The 20,870-nt window shown below is 70.3% G+C and carries 18 protein-coding genes; 11 read left to right on the forward strand and 7 right to left on the reverse strand.

What is annotated here, in order from left to right; translation table 11 throughout:
* Window positions 1-55: 55 nt before the first annotated feature.
* Complete coding sequence (gene odhB / locus ACJ8AN_RS17565) at window positions 56-1,270, reverse strand: 2-oxoglutarate dehydrogenase complex dihydrolipoyllysine-residue succinyltransferase (RefSeq protein WP_407756532.1); 1,215 nt, start codon at window positions 1,268-1,270, stop codon at window positions 56-58.
* Window positions 1,260-4,148: a 2-oxoglutarate dehydrogenase E1 component gene (locus ACJ8AN_RS17570; protein WP_407756533.1), complete on the reverse strand. Its 2,889-nt coding sequence runs from the start codon at window positions 4,146-4,148 to the stop codon at window positions 1,260-1,262. Before ACJ8AN_RS17570 ends, odhB begins: the two co-directional genes overlap by 11 nt.
* Window positions 4,149-4,411: 263 nt before the next feature.
* Between ACJ8AN_RS17570 and fabI the strand changes: the two genes are divergently transcribed.
* From fabI to ACJ8AN_RS17610, 8 genes are all read left to right on the forward strand, one after another.
* Window positions 4,412-5,245 carry an enoyl-ACP reductase FabI gene (fabI, locus tag ACJ8AN_RS17575; RefSeq protein ID WP_407756534.1) on the forward strand — a complete coding sequence of 278 codons (834 nt, stop codon included), beginning with the start codon at window positions 4,412-4,414 and terminating at the stop codon, window positions 5,243-5,245.
* Window positions 5,246-5,386: 141 nt separating this feature from the next.
* Complete coding sequence (locus ACJ8AN_RS17580) at window positions 5,387-5,764, forward strand: response regulator (protein WP_108066897.1); 378 nt, start codon at window positions 5,387-5,389, stop codon at window positions 5,762-5,764.
* Window positions 5,765-5,774: 10 nt separating this feature from the next.
* Window positions 5,775-6,641 carry a response regulator gene (locus ACJ8AN_RS17585; RefSeq protein ID WP_407756535.1) on the forward strand — a complete coding sequence of 289 codons (867 nt, stop codon included), beginning with the start codon at window positions 5,775-5,777 and terminating at the stop codon, window positions 6,639-6,641.
* Complete coding sequence (locus tag ACJ8AN_RS17590) at window positions 6,638-7,852, forward strand: CheR family methyltransferase (RefSeq protein ID WP_407756536.1); 1,215 nt, start codon at window positions 6,638-6,640, stop codon at window positions 7,850-7,852. The genes ACJ8AN_RS17585 and ACJ8AN_RS17590 overlap by 4 nt, the downstream gene beginning before the upstream one ends.
* Window positions 7,849-8,394 (forward strand): chemotaxis protein CheW, encoded by a 546-nt coding sequence (locus tag ACJ8AN_RS17595; protein WP_407756537.1) that lies wholly within the window; start codon window positions 7,849-7,851, stop codon window positions 8,392-8,394. The genes ACJ8AN_RS17590 and ACJ8AN_RS17595 overlap by 4 nt, the downstream gene beginning before the upstream one ends.
* Window positions 8,384-10,543 carry a response regulator gene (locus ACJ8AN_RS17600; protein ID WP_407756538.1) on the forward strand — a complete coding sequence of 720 codons (2,160 nt, stop codon included), beginning with the start codon at window positions 8,384-8,386 and terminating at the stop codon, window positions 10,541-10,543. The genes ACJ8AN_RS17595 and ACJ8AN_RS17600 overlap by 11 nt, the downstream gene beginning before the upstream one ends.
* On the forward strand, window positions 10,540-11,613 hold the full coding sequence (locus ACJ8AN_RS17605) for a chemotaxis protein CheB (protein WP_407756539.1): 1,074 nt from the start codon (window positions 10,540-10,542) through the stop codon (window positions 11,611-11,613). Before ACJ8AN_RS17600 ends, ACJ8AN_RS17605 begins: the two co-directional genes overlap by 4 nt.
* Window positions 11,614-11,701: 88 nt before the next feature.
* Window positions 11,702-13,270 (forward strand): methyl-accepting chemotaxis protein, encoded by a 1,569-nt coding sequence (locus ACJ8AN_RS17610; protein ID WP_407756552.1) that lies wholly within the window; start codon window positions 11,702-11,704, stop codon window positions 13,268-13,270.
* A 91-nt stretch (window positions 13,271-13,361) separates the two neighbouring features.
* Here ACJ8AN_RS17610 and clpA read toward each other — a convergent pair whose 3' ends face one another.
* The 5 genes from clpA to ACJ8AN_RS17635 all read right to left on the reverse strand — a co-directional run bounded on the left by clpA (window position 13,362) and on the right by ACJ8AN_RS17635 (window position 18,269).
* Window positions 13,362-15,662 (reverse strand): ATP-dependent Clp protease ATP-binding subunit ClpA, encoded by a 2,301-nt coding sequence (clpA, locus tag ACJ8AN_RS17615; RefSeq protein ID WP_407756540.1) that lies wholly within the window; start codon window positions 15,660-15,662, stop codon window positions 13,362-13,364.
* Between the two features lie 4 nt (window positions 15,663-15,666).
* Window positions 15,667-15,993, reverse strand: coding sequence for an ATP-dependent Clp protease adaptor ClpS (locus ACJ8AN_RS17620; RefSeq protein WP_407756541.1), 327 nt, complete (start codon window positions 15,991-15,993; stop codon window positions 15,667-15,669).
* A gap of 9 nt (window positions 15,994-16,002) precedes the next feature.
* On the reverse strand, window positions 16,003-17,181 hold the full coding sequence (locus tag ACJ8AN_RS17625; protein ID WP_407756542.1) for a GNAT family N-acetyltransferase: 1,179 nt from the start codon (window positions 17,179-17,181) through the stop codon (window positions 16,003-16,005).
* Between the two features lie 67 nt (window positions 17,182-17,248).
* The gene (locus ACJ8AN_RS17630) at window positions 17,249-17,689 is read right to left on the reverse strand and encodes a hypothetical protein (protein WP_407756543.1); all 441 of its coding nucleotides are present in this window, start codon (window positions 17,687-17,689) and stop codon (window positions 17,249-17,251) included.
* Between the two features lie 10 nt (window positions 17,690-17,699).
* Window positions 17,700-18,269, reverse strand: a complete 570-nt coding sequence (locus ACJ8AN_RS17635; RefSeq protein ID WP_407756544.1) for a DUF2378 family protein — start codon at window positions 18,267-18,269, stop codon at window positions 17,700-17,702.
* 191 nt (window positions 18,270-18,460) lie between these two features.
* Here ACJ8AN_RS17635 and ACJ8AN_RS17640 point away from each other — a divergent pair, with 191 nt between their 5' ends.
* The 3 genes from ACJ8AN_RS17640 to ACJ8AN_RS17650 all read left to right on the forward strand — a co-directional run bounded on the left by ACJ8AN_RS17640 (window position 18,461) and on the right by ACJ8AN_RS17650 (window position 20,867).
* Window positions 18,461-19,021 (forward strand): NifU family protein, encoded by a 561-nt coding sequence (locus tag ACJ8AN_RS17640; protein WP_407756545.1) that lies wholly within the window; start codon window positions 18,461-18,463, stop codon window positions 19,019-19,021.
* Between the two features lie 38 nt (window positions 19,022-19,059).
* Entirely contained in the window at window positions 19,060-19,878 is an 819-nt protein-coding gene (locus ACJ8AN_RS17645; RefSeq protein WP_407756546.1) for a class I SAM-dependent methyltransferase, read from the forward strand.
* 128 nt (window positions 19,879-20,006) lie between these two features.
* Complete coding sequence (locus ACJ8AN_RS17650; RefSeq protein WP_407756547.1) at window positions 20,007-20,867, forward strand: hypothetical protein; 861 nt, start codon at window positions 20,007-20,009, stop codon at window positions 20,865-20,867.
* Window positions 20,868-20,870: the final 3 nt, after the last annotated feature.

The raw sequence follows: 20,870 nt of genomic DNA on the forward strand, positions 1-20,870 counted from the left end.
AACGGCCCCTCCCAGCTTGCGGAAGGGGCCGTCCTGTTGCGGGAGGAGCGGGCTGTCAGACTTCGAGCAGGAGCCGCTGCGGATCCTCGATGCACTCCTTGATGCGCACCAGGAACTGCACGGCCTCGCGGCCGTCGATGAGGCGATGGTCGTAGGAGAGGGCCAGGTACATGATGGGCCGGATGACGACCTGGCCGTTGCGGGCCACCGGGCGCTCCACGATGTTGTGCATCCCCAGGATGCCCGTCTGGGGCGGGTTGAGGATGGGGGTGGAGAGCATCGAGCCGAAGATGCCGCCGTTGGTGATGGTGAAGGTGCCACCCTGGAGCTCGGCGAGCGTGAGCTTGTCGTTGCGGGCGCGCACGCCGTAGTCGCCGATCTTCTTCTCCAGCTCGGCCATGGACTGGGTGTCGGCGTCGCGCACGACGGGGACCACCAGGCCGCGCGAGCCGCTCACCGCCACGCCGATGTCGTAGTAGTGCTTGAAGACGACGTCGTCGCCGTCGATCTCCGCGTTGACCTGGGGGAAGGCCTTGAGGGCCTCGACGGCGGCGCGGATGAAGAAGCTCATGAAGCCGAGCTTCACGCCGTGACGGGCCTGGAACTTCTCGTTGTACTGCTTGCGCAGCTCCATCACCGCGCCCATGTCCACCTCGTTGAAGGTGGTGAGGATGGCGGCGTTGGACTGGGCCTGGAGCAGGCGCTCGGCGACGCGGCGGCGCAGCGGCGTCATCTTCACGCGCTCCTCGCGGTCGGCGCGCGGGCGCGGGCCGGAGGGAGCGGCCGGAGCGGGGGCGCGCTGAGCGGGGGCCTCGGCCGGGCGGTTGAGCTGGCCGAGCGCGTCCTCCTTGGTGATGCGCCCGCCGGCGCCGCTGCCCTTGAGCTGGGCGACGTCCAGGCGGTTCTCCTCGACAATCTTGCGGGCCACGGGCGTCATGCGCACGTCGTCCGCGGCGGGAGCGGAAGCGGCGGCGGCCGGAGCGGAAGCCGCGGGAGCGGGCGCGGCGGCCGCAGCGGAAGCGGTGGCACCGGCGCCCGCCTCGATGAGGCCGAGCACCTCACCCACGCGTACCTTGTCTCCCTCCTTGAAGGAGATGGTGGCGAGGGAGCCGGCGGCGGGAGCGGGCACGTCGATGGTGACCTTGTCGGTCTCCAGGACGACGAGGGGCTCGTCGGCGGACACCGCCTCGCCCTTCTTCTTGTTCCACTTTCCGACGACGGCTTCAGTGATGGACTCGCCCAGGGGCGGGACTTTCAGTTCAACGGCCATTCTTGGTTCCTCGGAGGATGGCTTCCTCGACGATGAGCTGTTGCTCCAGGTTGTGCGTCTGCGGGAAGCCGGTGGCGGGGCTGGCGGCTTCCGCGCGCCCGATGTAGCCGACCTTCAGCGGGCCGCCCTGGCCTCGCGCCGCGGCCAGGTCGTGCAGGCGGGGGAACATGAAGTACCAGGCTCCCGAGTTCCGGGGCTCCTCTTGCACCCAGAGCAGCTCGGTGAGCTTCGGCATCTTCGCGACGAGGCCTGCCAGCTCGTCGAAGGGGAAGGGGTAGAGCTGCTCCACGCGCACGATGGCGATGGAGTCGTCCTTGCGCTCGTCCCGGGCCTTGACCAGGTCGTAGTAGACCTTGCCGCTGCACAAGAGCAGCCGCGTCACGTTGGCCGGGTTCACCTTGTCCAGAATCACTTCCTGGAAGGAGCCGGTGGCCAGCTCGTCCAGCTTGCTCGTCGCCTCGGGGCGGCGCAGCAGGCTCTTGGGCGACATGATGACGAGGGGCTTGCGCAGCGGGCGCAGCACCTGGCGGCGCAGCAGGTGGAAGATTTGAGCGGGCGTGGTGGGGTAGACGACCTGGAGGTTGTCCTCGGCGCTCAGGCTCAGGAAGCGCTCCAGACGGGCGCTGGAGTGCTCGGGGCCCTGGCCCTCGTAGCCGTGGGGCAGCAGCAGCGTGAGGCCGCTGAGCCGCCGCCACTTCGTCTCCGCCGCGGCGATGAACTGGTCGATGATGATTTGCGCGCCGTTGGCGAAGTCACCGAACTGGGCCTCCCAGAGGATGAGGCCGTCCGGCACGTCGAGGCTGTAGCCGTACTCGAAGCCCAGCACGCCCATCTCGGAGAGGGGGCTGTTGACGACGTCGAAGCAGGCGCGGCCGGTGGGGAACTGGCGCAGCGGGACGAACTTCTCGCCCGTCTTCACGTCGTGCAGCACGGCGTGGCGGTGGCTGAAGGTGCCGCGCTCGCTGTCCTGGCCGCTCAGGCGGAGGGTGTAGCCCTCGGAGAGCAGCGTGGCGTAGGCGAGCGACTCGCCCTCGCTCCACTGCAGCTCCTCGCTCTGCAGCATGCCCTGGCGCTTCTTGAGGACGGTGCGCTCCACGTCGCGGTGGACGTTGAAGCCCTCGGGCACCTCGGACAGCTTCTTGAGGGCAGCGCGCAGCGTCTCCTTGTCCACCGCCGTGGTCACCTGCGGGGCGCTCTTGTGCAGGCCGCCCTTGTACGGGGCCCACAGGCCCTCGAGCGCGCTCGGCTCCTTGAACTCGCTGTGCGCGCGGGCGCGGGTGAGCGCCGCGTCGAACTCCTGCATGCAGCGCTGCTTGATGGCCTCGGACTCCTCCGCGGAGATGCGGCCCTTCTCCGCCAGCTGCTGCGCGTAGAGCGTGCGCACCGTCGGGTGCTTGCGGATGATGTCGTACATGGCCGGCTGGGTGAACGAGGGGTCATCACCCTCGTTGTGGCCGTAGCGGCGGTAGCAGACGAGGTCCACCACGACGTCCGTCTTGAAGGTCTGGCGGTACTCGGCCACCAGGCGCGCCACGTGGACGCAGGCCTCGGGGTCGTCGCCGTTGACGTGGAAGACGGGCACGTCGAGCATCTGCGCGAGCGCGGTGGAGTAGATGGAGCTGCGCGAGTCGGACGGGTCGGTGGTGAAGCCCACCTGGTTGTTGATGACGACGTGGAGGGTGCCGCCCGTCTTGTAGCCCTCGAGGCCCGCGAGGTTGAGCGTCTCGGCGATGACGCCCTGGCCGATGAAGGCCGCGTCACCGTGGATGAGCAGCGGCATCACCCGGGTGCGCTCGGTGTCCCCGCTGCGGTCCTGCTTGGCGCGCACGCGGCCCTCGACGACCGGGTCCACCGCCTCCAGGTGGCTGGGGTTGAAGGCCAGCGACAGGTGGATGTTCTTCCCGGTGCGCGTGGCGTGATCCGAGCTGAAGCCCATGTGGTACTTCACGTCGCCGCGGCCCATGTGCTGCTTGGGGTCCTGCGGGCCCTCGAACTCGCTGAAAATCTGCGCGGGCTGCTTGCCCAGGATGTTCGTCAGCACGTTGAGGCGGCCGCGGTGGGCCATGCCGATGACGACCTCCTTGAGCCCCATGTTGCCGCCCACTTCCAGCATGGCGTCCAGCATGGGCACCAGGGCCTCGCCGCCATCGAGCGCGAAGCGCTTGGCGCCGATGAACTTGGTGTGCAGGAAGTTCTCGAAGCCCTCGGCGTAGGAGAGCCGGGTGAGGATGTGGCGCTGGTCCTCCACCGGCAGCGCGGTACGGTTCTCGCTGTCCTCCATGCGCTTCATCAGCCAGCGGCGCCGCTCGCTGTCGAGCATCTGCATGAACTCGACGCCGATGGAGCCGGTATACGTGCGGCGCAGCCGGCCGAGCAGCTCCTTGAGCTTGACGCGCGCCTCGGGGAAGACGCCGGAGCTCTCCACCAGCTGCTCCAGCTCGGCGGCGGAGAAGTGCGAGTCGTCCACCATGCCCACGTCGGCCACGTGGCTGAGCGCCGGGCGGGGGCGGCCGAGCGGATCAAGGTGGGCGCGCAGGTGCCCGCGCAGGCGGAAGGCCGAGATGACCTGATCCACCCGCGACTGCAGCTTCATGTCCTGCTCGAAGGCGACGGTGGGGGCCGTCTGGGGGGCGAGCGCCACCGCGGCGTCCGCCTTGTCGCCCTTGCCCTTGGCCTTGGCCTCCTTGCCCGGCACCACGGGGGTGGGCGGCTCGATGAGGGTGGGGTTGAAGATGGGACGGCCGGTGCCGTCGTTGCGCGAGAACACCTCGCGCCAGCTCGGGTCCACACTGGACGGATCCTCGAGGTAGCGCGCGTAGAGCCCCTCGATGAAGTCGATGTTTCCGCCGGAGAGGTACGAGTCCTGGAAATTCGCCATGGCGTGCTGTCTTTTACTGGAAGGCCGCCCCGTTGGGGGGTTTTCGGCACGATTTGTTGAGCAGGCGCACCCCGCTTCCCAGCCCGTGGGCGCCGGGGGAGCAGCAGGATTCATGCGCCACGTGAGCGCAACTTCATCCGCTCTCCGACACCCGGCGGGACGCGCGACCCGGGAGGTCTTCCTTCTTCCTGGCTTACCCGGGCCTCCGGGAGTGATAAACCCCCGGGACTTCTTCTCTCTCTCTTAGCCAGAAAGGCCTGTGCATGCTGCTGCAGGGCAAGAAGCTCCTCATCACCGGAGTGCTCACCCCCCAGTCGCTCGCCTACGGCGTGGCCGAGCACGCGCTGGAGCAGGGGGCGGACATCCTCCTCACCGGTTTCGGCCGGGCGCGCTCGCTCACGGAGCGCAGCGCGAAGCGCCTCAAGGCGGGCACCGAGGTGCTGGAGCTGGACGTCACCAACCCCGCTCACTTCCCCGCCCTCACCGAGGCCCTGCGCCAGCGCTGGGGCCGGGTGGACGGGATGCTGCACTCCATCGCCTATGCCCCCGAGGACGCGCTCGGCGGCAACTTCCTCAACACGCCCTGGGAGAGTGTCCAGACGGCGTTCCGTATCTCGGCGTTCTCCCTCAAGGAGCTGTCCGTGGCGGTGATGCCGCTGATGCCCAGGGGCGGCTCCATCGTCACGCTGGACTTCGACAACCGCGTGGCCTGGCCCATCTACGACTGGATGGGGGTGTGCAAGGCGGCCCTGGAGGCCACCGTGCGCTACCTCGCCCGGGACCTGGGCCCCAAGGGCATTCGGGTCAACGCCCTGGCCGCCGGCCCGCTGGCCACCATAGCGGCCAAGGGCATCCCCGGCTTCAAGTCCCTGGAGAAGGGCTGGGGCCAGCAGGCGCCCCTGGGCTGGGATGCGCGCACCAGCCATGACATGGTGGCCCGCACCGCATGCGCGCTCCTCTCAGACTGGTTGCCGTCCACCACGGGCGAAATGGTGCACGTGGATGGGGGTTATCACGCCATCGGCGCCCCGCCGGTAGACCTGAACGAAGACAAGGCGGGGGGTGGGGAAACCGGCTCTCCTCCCTCGGCTGGCTGATCGCTGTACGGGGGGACGGGCTCGTCCGTCCCTCTGGTTTCCTGGTTTTGATCGCACCGGCTTTTGCTGGAAGGCGAGAGCACGGTACAGTCTCACCGTTTCCTTCACCCGGGACCTTGTGGCCCCGGGAGGAGCCTGGGTTTGAGCGCCAACATCCTCCTCGTGGATGACAGCCCGACCGTACGCAACATCCTCAAGATCTACCTCATGAACCTGAAGATGGGGTTCGTCGAGGCAGAGGATGCGACACGGGCGTTGCAACTGCTCCGGCTGGTGCCGGTGAAGCTGGTCATCGCGGATATCAACATGCCTGGTATGGACGGAATCACCTTCGTGAAGCAGGTTCGCGCGAGCCCCCTGGCTCAGGTGCGCGACGTCCCGGTCATCCTTCTCACGGGTGAGCGCGGCGGAGACCTGCGGCAGCGCGGGGTCGAAGCCGGTGCCAATGCCTTCATCAACAAGCCGGTTTCCCATCACGATCTGACGGAAACCGTGCGCAAGTTCCTGGCCCAGAATTGAGAGCCGAGTCGTGAGCCTCCCGTCCCTGCTCCTTGTCGACGACAGTGATGCCATCCTCGCGCTCGAGCGCGCGATCCTCTCCGGCCATTACGCGCTGAACACGGCGAGCAATGGCAAGGAGGCGCTCGAGAAGGTGGGCCGCGTGCAGCCGGCGGCCATCCTGCTGGACCTCTCCATGCCGGAGATGGACGGCGACGAGGTGCTCAAGCGTCTCAAGGCGGATCCCGCCACCGCGCCCATCCCCGTCATCATCATCTCCTCGGAGGTGAGCCGGGCGGAGTCGTGCCTGGGCATGGGCGCGGAGCTCTTCCTGGCCAAGCCCTTCCGGGCCGATGAGCTGCTGAGCGCGGTGGAGAACGCGCTGGCCAACGCGAGGCGCCGTGCGCGGCAGGGCTCCATGGCCCTGCTGCGGCTCACGGTGGGGGGCCTGGAGTTCGCCATCCCCCTGGACTCCGTGCGCCAGGTCATCCTCCAGCCCACCACGCGCACGCTGCCGCTGGGGCCGGGGTACATCTCCGAGTTCTTCGAGCTGCGAGGCGAGCCGGTGTGCGTGCTGGATCTGGCGCGCCGGCTGGAGGTGGCGCACAGCGAGCCCGTCGAGGAGCGCAAGCTGGTCATCATGGAGCTCGAGGGCCTGCAGCTGGCGCTGAGCGTGGACGCGGTGCAGGACCCCGAGGAGTACCAGGCCTCGGACATCGAGCGGCGCGAGCGCGTGGCCGCCTCCGGTCACGGGCAGCTGCGGGACGCGTTGATGGGGATGCTGAGGGCCGGTGAGCGCTCGGTGCCCATCTTCGACCCGCGGACCTTCGCCACTCAGGACATGTTGAGCGAGGCCGCGCGGGTGTTGAAGCCCGCGGAGGTGGAGCGCAGCGCATGAGTTCGGGGGTGGAGTCTCAGCAGGTGCTCGCGCGAGCGCGTGAGGTGGTCTCCTCGTGCACGGGGTTCCGTGACACGGCCATCTCACCCTCCGCGGTGGACCGCGTGGTGCGCGCGGAGCTGGCGCGCGGCCGTTCCGCCGCCGAGCTGCTGGCGGAGCTGCAGCGTCCCGGGACTCCCCTGGCGCGGGCCCTGCTGGACGCCGTGTTGGTGGGGGAGACGTACTTCTTCCGCCACCCGGAGCAGTTCCGCTTCCTCGCCTCCGAGGTGGTGCCCGCGGCGTTGCGCCGGGGCGAGCTCGCCCTGCGCGGCTGGAGCGCCGGGTGCGCCTCGGGCGAGGAGACGTACTCCATCGCCGCGTGTCTGCTGGGCATGGCGCCCCCGGGCGTGCGCGTGGAGGTGCTCGGCACCGACCTGCACGAGGGCCGGCTCCAGGCGGCCCGCCGGGGCGTGTACGGCAACTGGTCCCGTCGCGAGGCCGGGCCCATGCTCTACCCGCTCTACACGGAGGTCGCCGACGGGCGGGTGAGCATCATCGACTCCGTGCGCGCCGTCACCCGCTTCGCCCAGGGCAACCTGCTGGAGCCACTGCCGGAGCTGCACGGCAGCTTCGACGTCATCTTCTGCCGCAACGTGCTCACGTATTTCTCCCCGGATGCCGTGCAGATGGCGTTGGGCCACCTGGCGCGCGCGCTCGTGCCGGGCGGCCACCTGCTGTTGGGCACGGTGGAGGTGGATCATCCGCCCGCCGGGCTGGTGCGCGTGGGGCCTCCGGAGCTGCAGGCCTTCCGCCGCCCGACGGCCAAGGAGCTGGCGCCTCCGCCCAAGCCCGCCGCCCGCGAGCCCGAGCCCTTCAGGGTGGCCATGCGCGCGGTGACGCCGCCGCTTCCCGCGCCGCCGCCTCCTCCCTCGCCCGTGAAGCTCCACACCGAGGCGCTCCAGCGCATCGAGGGGGGCGACGAGGCCGGCGCGGCCACCATTCTGGAAAAGCTGCTGCAACAGTTCCGGGACTATCTCCCCGGCATGCTGGAGCTCGCCCTGCTGCGTGAGCGCGCAGGGGCGCGCGAGGCTGCCTTCGCTCTCATGAATACCGTGCGCGACAACGCCGCCCGGCTTCCGCCGGATTTGACCATCGAGGGGCCCGAGCCATTGCCGGCCCGCTTCTATAGGGCGTCCGCCGACGCCTTCCTCACGCTGGGAGCCATCGAATGACAACCCCCTCTCGCGGCCCCGAGGAGGTGCAGGATCAAGAGGTCCGCTCGCTCCTGGACGAGCGCGCCAAGCGCCTGAGCGGGCGCATCGACGGCACCGCCGACGAGACCATGCTCATGGTGGCCGAGTTCCCCCTGGGCGAGGAGCGCTATGCCATTCCCCTGGACTCGCTGCGCGCCGCCCTGCCGCTGCGCCTGGTGACACCGGTGCCCCTGTCCCAGCCGCACGTCATCGGCGTGCTGCGCTACCAGGGCCAGGTGCTCGCCGCGCTCAGCCTCGCCGCGCTGCTGGGCGGCCACGGCTGGCGGCAGGACCCCGCCGTGCTGCTCGTGGTGGATCGCGGTGACGGGGAGCTGTGTGCCCTGGACTGCGAGGCCATTCCCCGCCCGTTGAGCCTGCCCGCCGCCGCGGTGGAGGCGGCTCGCACGCACGCGGAGGGCCCGGTGACCGAGGTTCTGTTGAGCACTACCCGCCAAATCGTCCACGTCATTGATCTGCCGCGCCTCTTCGCGCGCGGTGCCGGGGCGCGCAATGCCGGTTGACCCCATGCTGCAGAGCCTCGTCGCCGGCTTCTCGGGCGAGGCGCAGGAAGTCTGTCAGAAGGTCACCCTGGATCTGCTCGATCTGGAGCGGGAAGGGCTCGACAACGAGGCGCTGGGCAAGGTGTACACCCGCCTGGCGCGCCACCTGCACACCCTCAAGGGCAGTGCGGCCAGCCTCGGGTTGCAGGACCTGAGCTCCATCGCGCACAAGCTGGAAGATGCCCTCGCGCCGCTGCGCAAGGACATCAAGCCCATGCCGCGGTCCCTGGTGGACATGCTGCTGCACGGGTTGGATCTCTTCCTGCTGCGCGCCCAGGCGCACGCGGAGGGCCGCGGCGAGGCGCTGCCGGACCCCACGAACGCCCTGGCGCAGCTGGTGGCGGAAGCACCGCCCCCGGAGGATGCCGCCTCCGGACAGGCCGCCTCCGTGGCCCACGCGGCCGCCGCGCCCACCCCCACGCTGGCCCCCATGGCCCCGGCGCCGTCCATGTCCATGGCGGACGAGGAGGCAGGGGACGCGGGCTGGCGCGTGGCCTCGCACCAGGTGACGACGCTGATGCGCGAGGTGGAGCGCCTGCGCGAGTTCCGCATGCGCCTGGAGGACCGGCTCCGCGACCTGTCCAAGGCGGTGGATCTGCTGTCGGCGCGCGAGCTGCTGGCGCCCACGGCCCGCGCCCGCGCGGTGCTCTCGGCCGTGTCGGCCGGCGTGCGCTCGGATGGCCACGAGGCCTCGGACATCGTCGACAGCCTCGAGGAAGGCCTCAAGTCCATCACCACGCGCCCGGTGCGCACCATCCTCGAGCCCCTGCAGCGCATGGTGCGCGACCTGTCGCGCCAGTTGGGCAAGCAGGCCCGGCTCGCGGTGGTGGGCGCCGAGGTGTCGCTGGACCGCCGACTGCTCGAGAAGCTCAAGGGCGCCATGGTGCACCTGCTGCGCAACGCGGTGGACCACGGGATTGAGATGCCGGACGAGCGCGAGCGCGCCGGCAAGCACCACGAGGGTGCCCTCACCCTGCGCGTGGAGCAGCAGGGCAACATCCTCGTGCTGGAGCTGAGCGACGACGGGCGCGGCATCGACGTGCAGATGGTGCGCGCGTCGGCCGAGCGCAAGGGCCTCATCACCGCGGACGAGGGCGCGCGGATGCACGAGGCGCAGCTGCGCGACCTCATCTTCCGCCCCGGCTTCAGCACCCGCACGGACGTCACCGACACCTCGGGCCGCGGCGTGGGCCTGGACGCGGTGCGCTCGGCGGTGGAGTCCATGCAGGGCCGCATCGAGGTGGTGAGCACCAAGGGAAGCGGCACGCGCTTCATGATCACCCTGCCCATGGATCTGGGCAGCTCGCCGGTGCTCACGGTGCGCGCCATCGACGCTCAGGTGGGCCTGCCCATGCTGGCGGTGGAGTCCACCCAGCTGGCCAGCAAGGACAACCTGCGCATCGGCCGCACGAAGACGCAGCTGGACTACAACGGCCAGCTGGTGCCGGTGGCGGACCTGGGCGCCCGCATGGGCCTGCGCGCCTCGGCGCCCCCGTCCGAGGGCCAGCCGCTCATCATCGTGCAGAGCGGTGGCAAGCGCCTGGCGCTCGCGGTGGACGCGGTGGTGGGTGACCGCGACCTCGTCATCCGTCCGCTGCCCGCCGAGGTGCGCGACGTGCCCGCCTACCAGGGCGCCGCCATCCTCAGCCGCGGCGAGCTGCTGCTCATCCTCCGCCCCGGCTGGGTGGTGACGGAGGCGGCCCAGCAGGCCGTCTCCATGCCGACGAGCCGCCGCGCCCTCGTGGTGGACGACTCGCTCACCGCGCGCGCCCTGCACCGCGCCATGCTGGAGGCCGGTGGCTTCACCGTGCACCTGGCCGCCAGCGGCGCGCGCGCCCTGGAGCGGTTGCAGACGGAGACCTACGACGTGATCATCTGCGACCTCGAGATGGAGGAGATGAACGGCACGGAGCTCATCGCGAAGCTGCGCGCGCAGCCGGACACGCGCGACGTCCCGTGCATTCTCGTCTCCGCCAACGACAGCGCGGGCGCGAGGGCGCGGGGCCTGTCGGCGGGTGCGGACGGCTACCTCAGCAAGCGGGAGTGCGCCGCGGGCCGCCTGTTGACCGAGGTGTTGGACGTCATGAGCCGAAGGGGGGCACGCGCATGAGCACTGGCAAGGAGCCCATTCGCGTCCTGGTCGTGGACGACTCGCCCACCATGGCGGATGCCGTCAGCGCCCTGCTGACGGATGATCCGCGCATCGAGGTGGTGGGGCGGGCCAACACGGGAAGCCGGGCGGTGACGCTGGCGCGCCTGTTGCGCCCGGACGTCATCACCATGGACCTGTTGATGCCGGACCTGGACGGCCCGGCGGCCATCGCGGCCATCATGGCCGAGGCCCCGGCGCGCATCCTCGTGGTGAGCGCCGTGGCGGACCAGCGCAACCTGGAGGTGTGCTTCCAGGCGATGAGCGCCGGAGCGCTGGAGCTCATCGGCAAGCCGTCCGTCGCCAGTGGCGAGGAGCTGCGCCGCTGGGGCCGGCAGCTGGCCGAGTCGGTGTGCCTGATGGCGGAGGTCCCCGTCATCTCCCGGCGCCTGCGTCCCGCCACCCCGCCGCCGCCCGTGACGGGGGCCCGGGTGGACATCCTGGGCCTGGCGGCCTCCACGGGTGGACCGCCCGCGCTCTCCGAGGTGCTCTCGCGCCTGCCGGCGGACCTGCCCGTGCCCATCGTCATCGCCCAGCACATCACCGAGGGCTTCACCCCCGGCATGGTGCGCTGGCTGTCCCAGGTGACGCCCCTCAAGGTCGTCATCGGCCGCGAGGGCGAGAAGCTGGAGCCCGGCCGGGTGTACTTCCCGCTGGACGGGCACGACCTGACGGTGGAGGGCAACGGCGTCATCCGGCTGACGCGCACGCGCGGCGGGCCATGCCCCTCGGGAGACCTGCTGCTGTCCTCGCTGGCGCGCACCTACGGCAGCCGCGCGGGAGGCGGTGTCCTCACCGGCATGGGCGAGGACGGAGCGCGCGGACTGCTGGACATCAAGAAGGCCGGTGGCGTCACCTTCGCCCAGGACGAGGCCTCCTCGGTCGTCTTCGGCATGCCCCGGGTGGCCATCGAGATGAAGGCGGCCGACCGCGGCGTTCCCCTGTCCGCCATCCCCGACATCATCCGCATGAGCTGCCGCCGCGGTGGCTCCATGCCCAACCGCCCTCCCAGTCCGGAGGGTGTCGCTTGAGTCCCTTTGCCCGCCGGTCCCCCATGCCGGCCCCGACTTTCTCCGTTGAGGAGCTTCCGTGAGCGCCCCCGCCACCCAGAATCAATCGATGGGCATCGGCCCCAAATTCGTCACCGTCACCGCGGTGGTCAGTGTCGCCATCGTGCTGCTGCTCTCCGCGATCGCCGCCCAGAGGCTGCGCGGCAACCTCATGGACAGCACCATGAGCGAGGGCAAGGCGATCGCCATCGGCTTCACGGCGGCCGCCGAGCGGGCCTCGGCCGATGGGGCCACCTCGCTGCAGCCCCTGCTGGACACGTTCCGTGACGCCGACGGCGTGGGCTACCTCTACGTAGTGGACGGCGCCAACAACGTGCTCGCCCACACCTTCTCCGGCGACTTCCCCCAGCCGCTGCTCGCCAGCAACAGCCTGCAGCCCGGGGAGCTCACCAACGGCCAGCGCGTGAAGGTGGAGGAGGCGGTGGAGACGACGATCGACGGCAAGTCGGTGACCGTCGTCGACGTGGCCGCCCCGCTGTCCGGCGGGACGCGCGGCGTGCTGCACGTGGGCATGAAGCACGAGAACGTGGGCGCCCAGGTGGGCCGGCTCTGGCTCACCATGCTGGGACTGGGCCTGCTCATCGTCCTGGGCGGCGTCGTGGCCGTGATGGTGCTCAACCGCTCCATCGTGGGCCCGCTGCGCGAGCTCACCGACGTGGCCGCCCACATCGTCGAGTCCGGCGACCTCTCTCGCCCCATCCGCGTGCAGGCCGTGGGCGAGGTGGGCCAGCTGGCCCGCTACTTCTCGCAGATGGTCGAGCGGCTGAGCTCGGTGACGCAGAACCTCCAGCAGGCCGCCGAGGCCCTCAACGCCTCCACCGAGCAGCTCAACGCCTCCGCCTCCGAGCAGTCGCAGACCGTCTCCCGCCAGGCCTCCGCGCTGCAGGAGACGCAGGTCACCGCCCAGGAGATCCGCCAGACGAGTCTCCTGGCCGCCCAGAAGGCCGACGCGGTGCTCTCCGTGGCCGAGCGCGCCGACGAGCTGAGCCGCGCGGGCGAGGCCTCCCTGGAGCAGACGCTCGCCGGCCTCAACGACATCCGCGCCCAGGTGCAGGAGATCGCCCAGAAGATTCTCGAGCTGGACGAGCGCACCGTGCAGATCGGCAGCATCACCCAGACGGTGAAGGACCTGGCCGACCAGTCCAACATGCTCGCGCTCAACGCCGCCATCGAGGCGGTGCGCTCGGGCGAGCACGGCAAGGGCTTCGGCGTCGTGGCCCGCGAAATCCGCGCCCTGGCCGACCAGTCGATTGAATCCACGGACCGCGTGCGCGAGCTGCTGGACGATATCCGCAACTCGGTGGCCACCGCCGTGCGCATCACCGAGCGCGGCTCGCAGCGCATGGAGGCGGGCCTCGAGCAGGTGCGCACCTACGGCAAGAACCTGCGCGAGCTGTCCGGCATCATCCAGGACAACGCCTCGGCCGTGCGGCAGATCGCCGCCGCCGTCGGCCAGCAGAACGTGGGCATCAACCAGATCACCACCGCCGTGAGCGACCTGTCCAAGATGATGGACGAGACCGTCGCCCGCATCGGCGCCACCGGTGAGGCCGCCACCACCCTGCAGATCATCGCCGACCAGCTCAGCAGCGCGGTGAAGGCCTACCGCGTTCAGTAGTCCGGCCCGGCGCTGGAAAAGACGAAGGGCCAGGGGAGGGAGACCTCCACCTGGCCCTTGTCGTTTCCGGGGTCTCCCGGGGGAGAGGGGCTTACGCCGCGGGGGCGGGCTCCTTGGCGGGCACCACCTTGAGCTTCAGGCCCTCGCCCTCCACGTCGAAGCGCGCCACGCCTCCGCCCGCCAGCTCGCCGAAGAGCAGCGCCTCGGCCAGCGGCTTCTTGAGCGTGTTGTCCACCAGCCGCGCCATGGGACGGGCGCCGAAGGCCGGGTCGTACCCGTTCTCCGCCAGCCACGCCCTCGCCGCCGGCGTCAGCTCCAGCTTCACCCGCTTCTCGTCCAGCATCTTCTGGAGCAGGCCCACTTCCTTGTCCACCACCTTGAGGATGACCTCGGGCGGCAGGCCGGAGAAGAGCACCCACCCGTCCAGGCGGTTGCGGAACTCGGGCGTGAAGGTGGTTTCAATGGCCTTCTTCGCGCGCGCCCCGTCCACTACAGCCAGCTTGTCGCCGAAGCCGATGGACTTGGTGCTCATCTCCCTCGCTCCCGCGTTGGTGGTGAGGATGAGGATGATGTTGCGGAAGTCCGCCTTGCGGCCGTTGTTGTCCGTCAACGTCGCGTGGTCCATCACCTGCAGCAGGATGTTGAAGAGGTCCGGGTGGGCCTTTTCAATCTCGTCCAGCACCAGCACCGCGTAGGGGTGCTTGCGGATGGAGTCGGTGAGCAGGCCGCCCTGGTCGAAGCCCACGTAGCCCGGAGGCGCGCCGATGAGCCGGCTCACCGTGTGCTTCTCCGAGTACTCGCTCATGTCGAAGCGCAGGAACTCCACGCCCAACACCTGCGCGAGCTGCTTGGCCAGCTCCGTCTTGCCCACGCCCGTGGGGCCCGAGAAGAGGAAGCTGCCAATGGGCTTCTCCGGCGCGCGCAGGCCGCTGCGCGCCAGCTTGATGGCGTCCACCACCGACTTGATGGCCGACTCCTGCCCGAAGATGACCTTGTTGAGCTCGGGCTCCAGGTTCTTGAGCTGCACGCCCTCGCTGGCCGACACGCTCTTGGCCGGAATGCGCGCCATCTTCGAGATGACCGCCTCCACGTCCACCACCGTCACCTGGCCGGTGCGCTGGCCCTGGGGCTTGAGCCGCTCGGCCGCGCCCGTCTCGTCGATGACGTCGATGGCCTTGTCCGGCAGGAAGCGGTCGTTGATGTGCTTGGCGCTCAGCTCCGCCGCCGCCCGGAGGGCCTCCGTCGCGTACTTCACCCCGTGGTGCTCCTCGTAGCGGCTCTTGAGCCCCTCGAGGATGAGGATGGTGTCCTCCACGCTCGGCTCGCCCACTTCGATCTTCTGGAAGCGGCGGGACAGGGCGCGGTCGCGCTCGAAGGACGCCTTGAACTCCTGGTACGTCGTCGAGCCGATGCAGCGCAGCCGGCCGCTGGCCAGCGCGGGCTTGAGCAGGTTGGAGGCATCCATGGAGCCGCCACTGGTGGCGCCCGCGCCGACGATGGTGTGGATTTCATCGATGAAGAGGATGGCGTCCGGGTGCTCCTTGAGCGCCTTGAGCACGCCCTTGAGCCGCTCCTCGAACTGGCCGCGGAACTTGGTGCCCGCCAGCAGCGCGCCCATGTCCAACGAGAAGATGACCGAGCTCTTCAGCGCCTCGGGCACCTTGCCCTCGTGGATGTGCAGCGCGAGGCCCTCGGCGATGGCCGTCTTGCCCACGCCCGTCTCGCCCACGTAGAGCGGGTTGTTCTTCCGGCGCCGGCACAGCACCTGGATGGTGCGCTCCAGCTCCTTCTCGCGCCCGATGAGCGGATCGATCCGGCCCGCCTTCGCCTCCTCGTTGAGGTTGGTGGTGTAGGCCTCCAGCGGGCTCTTGCGCGGGCCGCCCTCTCCCTCCTCGTCGTCCCCGGCCGGCGCGCCGCCGCCCTGGGGCGCTCCCTCGGAGGACTCGCCGTCCTTGGAGATGCCGTGGGAGATGAAGTTGAGCAGATCCAACCGGCTGAGCCCCTCCTCCTGCAGGAGGTAGAGGGCGTGGCTCTCCTCCTCGCGGAAGAGCGCCACGAGGATGTCCCCGCCGTCGATGTACTTCTGCTCGGCGGACAGGGCGTGCATGGCGGCGCTGTGCAGCACACGCTCCACCCCGATGGTCTGTTGCGGCTCGGCGTCCACCCCCTCGGGCAGGCGCTCGACCGTTTCCTCCAGGAAGCCCTCCAGGCGTTCCCGCAGGCGCTTGACGTTGGCTCCGCAGCCCTTGAGCACTTCGCGGGTGCGGCTGTCCTTGGTGAGCGCGAGCAACAGGTGCTCGAGCGTGAGGTACTCGTGACGCATCCGGCGCGCCTCTTCCATCGCGGTCCGGAAGCTGTCCTGCAATGCCTTGGCGATTAGCGGTCCTGCCACGGTCTCAACCTTCCTCTGGTTCCATCGAGAGGCGCAGCGGGAAGCCATTCTCCTGCGCCGCCGCCTCCACGGTCCGTACCTTCGTCTCGGCGACCTCGAACGTATAAACGCCCGCTACGCCGATTCCGTTGTAATGAACGTGCAGCATGATCTGCACGGCGTCCGCCTCGGATTTGTGGAAGACCTCCTTGAGGACGGCCACCACGAACTCCCGAGTCGTGTAGTTGTCGTTGTGGAGGAGCACCTTGTAGAGGGTGGGCCGCTTGAGCTTCTTCTGCGGCAAAGTCTCCGTCGCGACGTTGGAATCCGGGTCGTACTTCTCTCGGGACATGGTCTCCCTCTAACGAGTAGGGGGCACGAACGGCCCCCGCTTGAAGCCTGTTTCCGCTCGCCACCGGGGCAGGCCAGCCAGCACGGCCGCCCGTTCGTGCTCCAGGAAGGAGCGTACCGCCCTGTCCACCCCCGGGTGGAAGAGCAAGTGGGCGCTCCGGGTGAGGCTCGGCTCGCACCCCCGGGTGAGCTTGTGCTCCCCGCCCGCCCCGGGCTCGAAGCGCTCCAGCCCCCGGGCGATGGCCTCGGCCACCGGGTGGTAGAGGCACACGTTGAAGTGCAGGAAGGGGTGCTTCTCGAAGCAGCCCCAATAGCGGCCATACAACACCCGGGGCCCCACCAGGTTGAAGGCCCCGGCCACCAGCCGGCCGTCCCGGCGCGCCTCCACCACCTCGCAGGAGGAGCGGAAGGTGGACAGCATGCACGCGAAGAAGTCCGGGGTGAGGAAGCGCCGGCCCCACGGGTACTTGTCCACCGTGGAGGCGTAGAGGCGGTAGAGGGCGTCCGGCTCCACCCCGGCCAGTGCCTCGCCCCGGAGGGTGCGCAGGGTGAGGCCCTGGGCCTCGAGCGCACGCAGCTCACGGCGCACCTGGTGCCGCCGGTGGGAGTGGAAGCGGCCGAGGAAGTCCTCGAAGGAGTCGTAGCCCATGTTGCGCCACTGGTACTGGACGCCGAGCCGCACCGCGTAACCGGCGGCCTCCAGCGTGGAAGCCTCCGCCTCGGTGGGGAAGTGGACGTGGACGCTGGAGAGGCCCTCGGCCCGGGCGTACTCGTGGGCGGCCCGGGCGAGCTCGGCCTCGCGGGCGCGCCGGTCCTCCCCCGCGGCCACCAGCAGCCGCCGGCTGGTGACGGGGGTGAAGGGCACCGTCAGCACCAGCTTCGGGTAGTAGCGCACGCCCAGCCGCTCGGCGGCGGTGGCCCAGGCCCCGTCGGCGACGAACTCCCCGTGGCTGTCGTCCTTGAGGTAGGCGGGCGCCGCCGCCACCAGCCTCGAGCCCCGCCACAGGGTGAGGTGGCGCGGGTGCCAGCCGCACGGGGGGCCCACGCTGCCGCTCTCCTCCAGCGCCGCGAGGAAGGCCCACTCCAGGAAGGGCCGGGCCTCGTCCTCGAGCAGGGCGTCCCAGGCTCCCCGGGGAACCTCGGTGATGGCGCGATGGACGCGCAGGGTGGGCGGCAGCGGGTCGGACATCGGTCGGGCGGCCGGAGCCTATAACGGCCGGCCCGTGGGCCCGCCAGCCAGGAGGCGGCGGGGCGGGCTAGCGGCCCCGGGTGAGCTCGGCGGCGAGGAAGCGGCCCGCCTCGGCCAGACCGTCCGCGGCGCGCTGCCGGCCCTCGGGCGACTCCATCACCCGGCGCGCGGCCTCGCTGGCGGTGCCGGCCTCCAGGTCCGCGAGCACCAGGAAGGCGCTCCACGCGGGGGTCAGCTCCGCCACCCGTCCGGGCCGCTGTGGCCGGTCCATCAACGTGGTGGCCACCTTCTCCACCAGGGCCTCGTCATCCAGACGCTTGGCCTTGCCGCGCATGGCCCGCCACGCCTCCTCCAGCAGCGAGGGCAGCAGCCGGCCCTGGAGCGCGGCGCCGAGCCGCTGGGCGGCTTCGTTCTCGTCGATGTGGTGGGCGCGCGCGTAGGTGGGCATCAACTTCGCCACCACCACCGCGCGCGTGGCGAGGTGTGCCAGCCGGGGAGGAAAGGCCATGGCGGGCAGTCTACCAGCGCACGAGGAGGCGGAAGCCCAGATGTGAGCGGTCTTCCACGCTCACGAGGGGCTGGGCGTGGGCCGCCTCCAGCGCCACCTCGAGCGCCCCCGCGACGAGCTCCGGGCGGTTGTGGAGGTCGTGGAAGGTGATGCGCCGGGCGCGCTCGCCCACGGGCACCAGCTGCACGTCCAGGTCCGGCCGGCCCATCATCGCCAGGTAGCGCGGCAGCCGCTCCACCACGCGCGCCGCGCCAATCATGGGCAGGGCCACCGCGGCCACCCGGCCCACCAGCGTGTTCGCGAAGCCCGCGGACAGCTTGCGGCCCAGCAGGCGATAGGCCTCCGCGTCGCTCAGCTCTCCGTAGACGAGGTCCCTCGCCAGCGCGACACACCGCTTCCACACCTGCATGGGGTAGTCCAGCTCGGGGCACTTCGGGTCATAGCCCTCGGCGGCCAGCGCCCGGGCCAGGGCGGCGTGGGGCTCCAGGCCTCGGACGAAGAGCCCCTCGAACACGCTCGAGGGAATCCGCGGCTGCACCGCCGCGCTGGGGGTCTGCGCCAGCAGGCTCGGGCTCTCCATGCAACGTCTCCCCCGACTGGGTGTCCAACGGTTCTCTCAGCTTATCATGCCTTGATGGCGAATCGCTGAAGTCGAGTAAGAATCTAATTGTCCGATAAAGCAACCCTGGCGGGCAGGAGAAGCCGCGAAGCTCGGGGTTGCCAGGGGAGGACGGGCGGCTTAGAGGAAGGGGGCACGGGAGATATTTCGACATGTCGGTGAACATCCAGCTCGAGTGGACGCCCAACCCCAGCACGCTGAAGTACGTGGTGGATCGCCGTCTGCTGGCGTCCGGAGCGGTCAACATCACGAGTCAACAGGCCGCGGAGGAGAAGTCGCCGCTGGCGCTCAAGCTCATGGGCATCAAGGGCGTGAGGGCGGTGATGGTGGGCAGCAACTTCGTCACCGTCACCAAGGGGGACGAGGGTGAGTGGGACGAGCTCAACGACGCGGTGATGGCCACGCTGGACGAGCACCTGGGAGCGGGGCTGCCGGCGGTGAACGAGGAGGCCCTGGCGGCCTCGCGCGTGGCGACGGGCGCGAGCGGCTCGGTGGAGATGCGCATCCAGGACATCCTGGACGCGGAAATCCGGCCGGCGGTGGCGCAGGACGGCGGGGACATCACCCTGGACCGCTTCGAGGACGGCATCGTCTACCTGCACATGAAGGGCTCGTGCGCGGGGTGCCCCTCGTCCACGGCGACGCTGAAGATGGGAATCGAGTCGCGCCTGCGTGAGCTCGTCCCCGAGGTCAACGAGGTGGTGTCCGTCTGAGACGACAAGTCAAAGGCCAGCAGGTCCGGCGCGAGCTGTTGCCGGACCAGTCCAAGGAGCTCCTGCGTGAGCTGCACCTGCTCACGCGCGAGGGGCACCTCAACGCGGACGCCCTGCGCAAGCTCAAGCAGGTGAATCACCTGGTGGGGCTGCTGCGGCCGGCGATGGAGGAGCTCCAGACGCGGCACAGCGCGCCCGTGGTGGTGGACGCGGGCAGTGGCAACGCGTACCTGGGCTTCATCCTCTACGAGCTGTTCTTCAAGGACGCCGAGGCCGGCACGATGCTCAACATCGAGGGCCGGCCGGAGCTGACGCAGCGGGCGAAGGAGCGCGCGCAGCGGCTGGGCTTCGGGAGGATGGAGTTCCAGACGGCGCACCTGGAGGCGGCGCAGTGGCCCGAGCGGCTGCACCTGCTCACGGCGCTGCACGCGTGCGACACGGCGACGGACGACGCGCTGGCGGTGGCCATCCAGAAGGGCGCGGACCACGTGGCGGTGGTGCCGTGCTGCCAGGCGGAGGTGGCCACGCAGCTCAAGGAGAGCAAGCAGGCGGTGGACCCCACGCTGGCGCTGCTCTACCAGCACGCCTGGCACCGGCGCGAGTTCGGCAGCCACCTCACCAACGTCATCCGCGCGTTGACGCTGGAGGCCTTCGGCTACCAGGTGACGGTGACGGAGCTGACGGGCTGGGAGCACTCGTTGAAGAACGAGCTGATTCTGGGCCGGCGGGTGCACAAGGAGAACCGGCAGGCGCGCGCGAAGCTGGAGGCGCTGCTGGGCTCCTTCGGGGTGCGGCCCAAGCTGGCGCGGATGCTGGGCGTGGAGCCCGCGCCGCGCACGGCGTCCACTCCCGCCTGAGCGCGAGGCATACCCCTCCCGTGGACGTGCCACGCCCGTGGGAGGCCATGCCCCGGGCGCGTGACTGCGGGTGACGTTGGCGGTAGGGTCGGGCACCAGACCTCTGCCGTCACCCTGGAGCCCCCGTCATGGAATGGTTGTTGTCCTCGCCGCTGCTGCTGGAGCTCGTGCGCGGTGTCCTCTTGCTGGTGGCGCTGGTCGCGCTGCTGTACGCCTGCGCCGTGGTGGGGGAGCACTTCGTGCGGCGCCGCTGGTTTCGCTCCTACCGCCTCGCGAGCGAGCAGCTGCGCAGGGGCTACAGCTCGCGGGCGGAGGCGCTCTTCCGGGAGTCGGCCCGGTGGTCCTACGGCTCCTTGCGCACGGCGGCGCTCGCGGGAGTGGGCGTCTGCCGCCTGCACCAGGGCGCGTACGCGGAGGCGGTGGCCCTCCTGGAGCCGTTGATGAAGCGGCGCCTGCCGCCCTGGATGGCGTTGGACGAGCTCGCCCTGCGCGGGCACCTCGCGCTGGGCCTGGCCATGCTGGGGGAGACGCGGCGGGCCTGGCGGTGGATCCACGAGGCCTGCCGCCGCTTCGACGGGATGCCCACCTTCCTGGTGATGCCCACGGTCGCCATCCTCTGCCGGGAGGGGAACGTGGGCGCGGCGTTGAAGAAGATGGAGGAGAGCTGGGCCATGGTGCTGGCCGAGGGCTTCGTGTGCGGCCGGCTGCGGTTGTTCCGCGCCTACGCGCAGAGCAAGGTGGACCCCGAGCGCGACGTCGGCTTCGTCATCCTGACGCTGCATTCGCTCGCGCCCTTCCCGGAGAAGGAGCTGGCGTTCTTCCGGGAGCACTGGCCGGTGTTCGCGGACTTCCTGGAGCGGGGCAATGAGATGGTGGCCGCCCGAGAGGCGGAGCGGGCCCGGTGGCTGGCGGCGGAACAGGCGGCGCGCGAGGAGGCGGCGGCGCGTGCGCGGCCTCCGGCGCCGGGGGAGGACGACTCGTCCGGGTGAGCA

The organism is Archangium sp., assembly GCF_045802675.1.
In the GTDB taxonomy this organism is placed as follows: Bacteria; Myxococcota; Myxococcia; order Myxococcales; family Myxococcaceae; genus Archangium.

Excerpts from the sequence above, each read along its gene's own strand:
- odhB (WP_407756532.1), bottom strand. The coding sequence starts at position 1,270 with ATGGCCGTTGAACTGAAAGTCCCGCCCCTGGGCGAGTCCATCACTGAA.
- ACJ8AN_RS17570 (WP_407756533.1), bottom strand. The coding sequence starts at position 4,148 with ATGGCGAATTTCCAGGACTCGTACCTCTCCGGCGGAAACATCGACTTC.
- fabI (WP_407756534.1), top strand. The coding sequence starts at position 4,412 with ATGCTGCTGCAGGGCAAGAAGCTCCTCATCACCGGAGTGCTCACCCCC.
- ACJ8AN_RS17590 (WP_407756536.1), top strand. The coding sequence starts at position 6,638 with ATGAGTTCGGGGGTGGAGTCTCAGCAGGTGCTCGCGCGAGCGCGTGAG.
- ACJ8AN_RS17595 (WP_407756537.1), top strand. The coding sequence starts at position 7,849 with ATGACAACCCCCTCTCGCGGCCCCGAGGAGGTGCAGGATCAAGAGGTC.
- ACJ8AN_RS17600 (WP_407756538.1), top strand. The coding sequence starts at position 8,384 with ATGCCGGTTGACCCCATGCTGCAGAGCCTCGTCGCCGGCTTCTCGGGC.
- ACJ8AN_RS17605 (WP_407756539.1), top strand. The coding sequence starts at position 10,540 with ATGAGCACTGGCAAGGAGCCCATTCGCGTCCTGGTCGTGGACGACTCG.
- ACJ8AN_RS17610 (WP_407756552.1), top strand. The coding sequence starts at position 11,702 with ATGGGCATCGGCCCCAAATTCGTCACCGTCACCGCGGTGGTCAGTGTC.
- ACJ8AN_RS17620 (WP_407756541.1), bottom strand. The coding sequence starts at position 15,993 with ATGTCCCGAGAGAAGTACGACCCGGATTCCAACGTCGCGACGGAGACT.
- ACJ8AN_RS17625 (WP_407756542.1), bottom strand. The coding sequence starts at position 17,181 with ATGTCCGACCCGCTGCCGCCCACCCTGCGCGTCCATCGCGCCATCACC.
- ACJ8AN_RS17630 (WP_407756543.1), bottom strand. The coding sequence starts at position 17,689 with ATGGCCTTTCCTCCCCGGCTGGCACACCTCGCCACGCGCGCGGTGGTG.
- ACJ8AN_RS17635 (WP_407756544.1), bottom strand. The coding sequence starts at position 18,269 with ATGGAGAGCCCGAGCCTGCTGGCGCAGACCCCCAGCGCGGCGGTGCAG.
- ACJ8AN_RS17640 (WP_407756545.1), top strand. The coding sequence starts at position 18,461 with ATGTCGGTGAACATCCAGCTCGAGTGGACGCCCAACCCCAGCACGCTG.
- ACJ8AN_RS17650 (WP_407756547.1), top strand. The coding sequence starts at position 20,007 with ATGGAATGGTTGTTGTCCTCGCCGCTGCTGCTGGAGCTCGTGCGCGGT.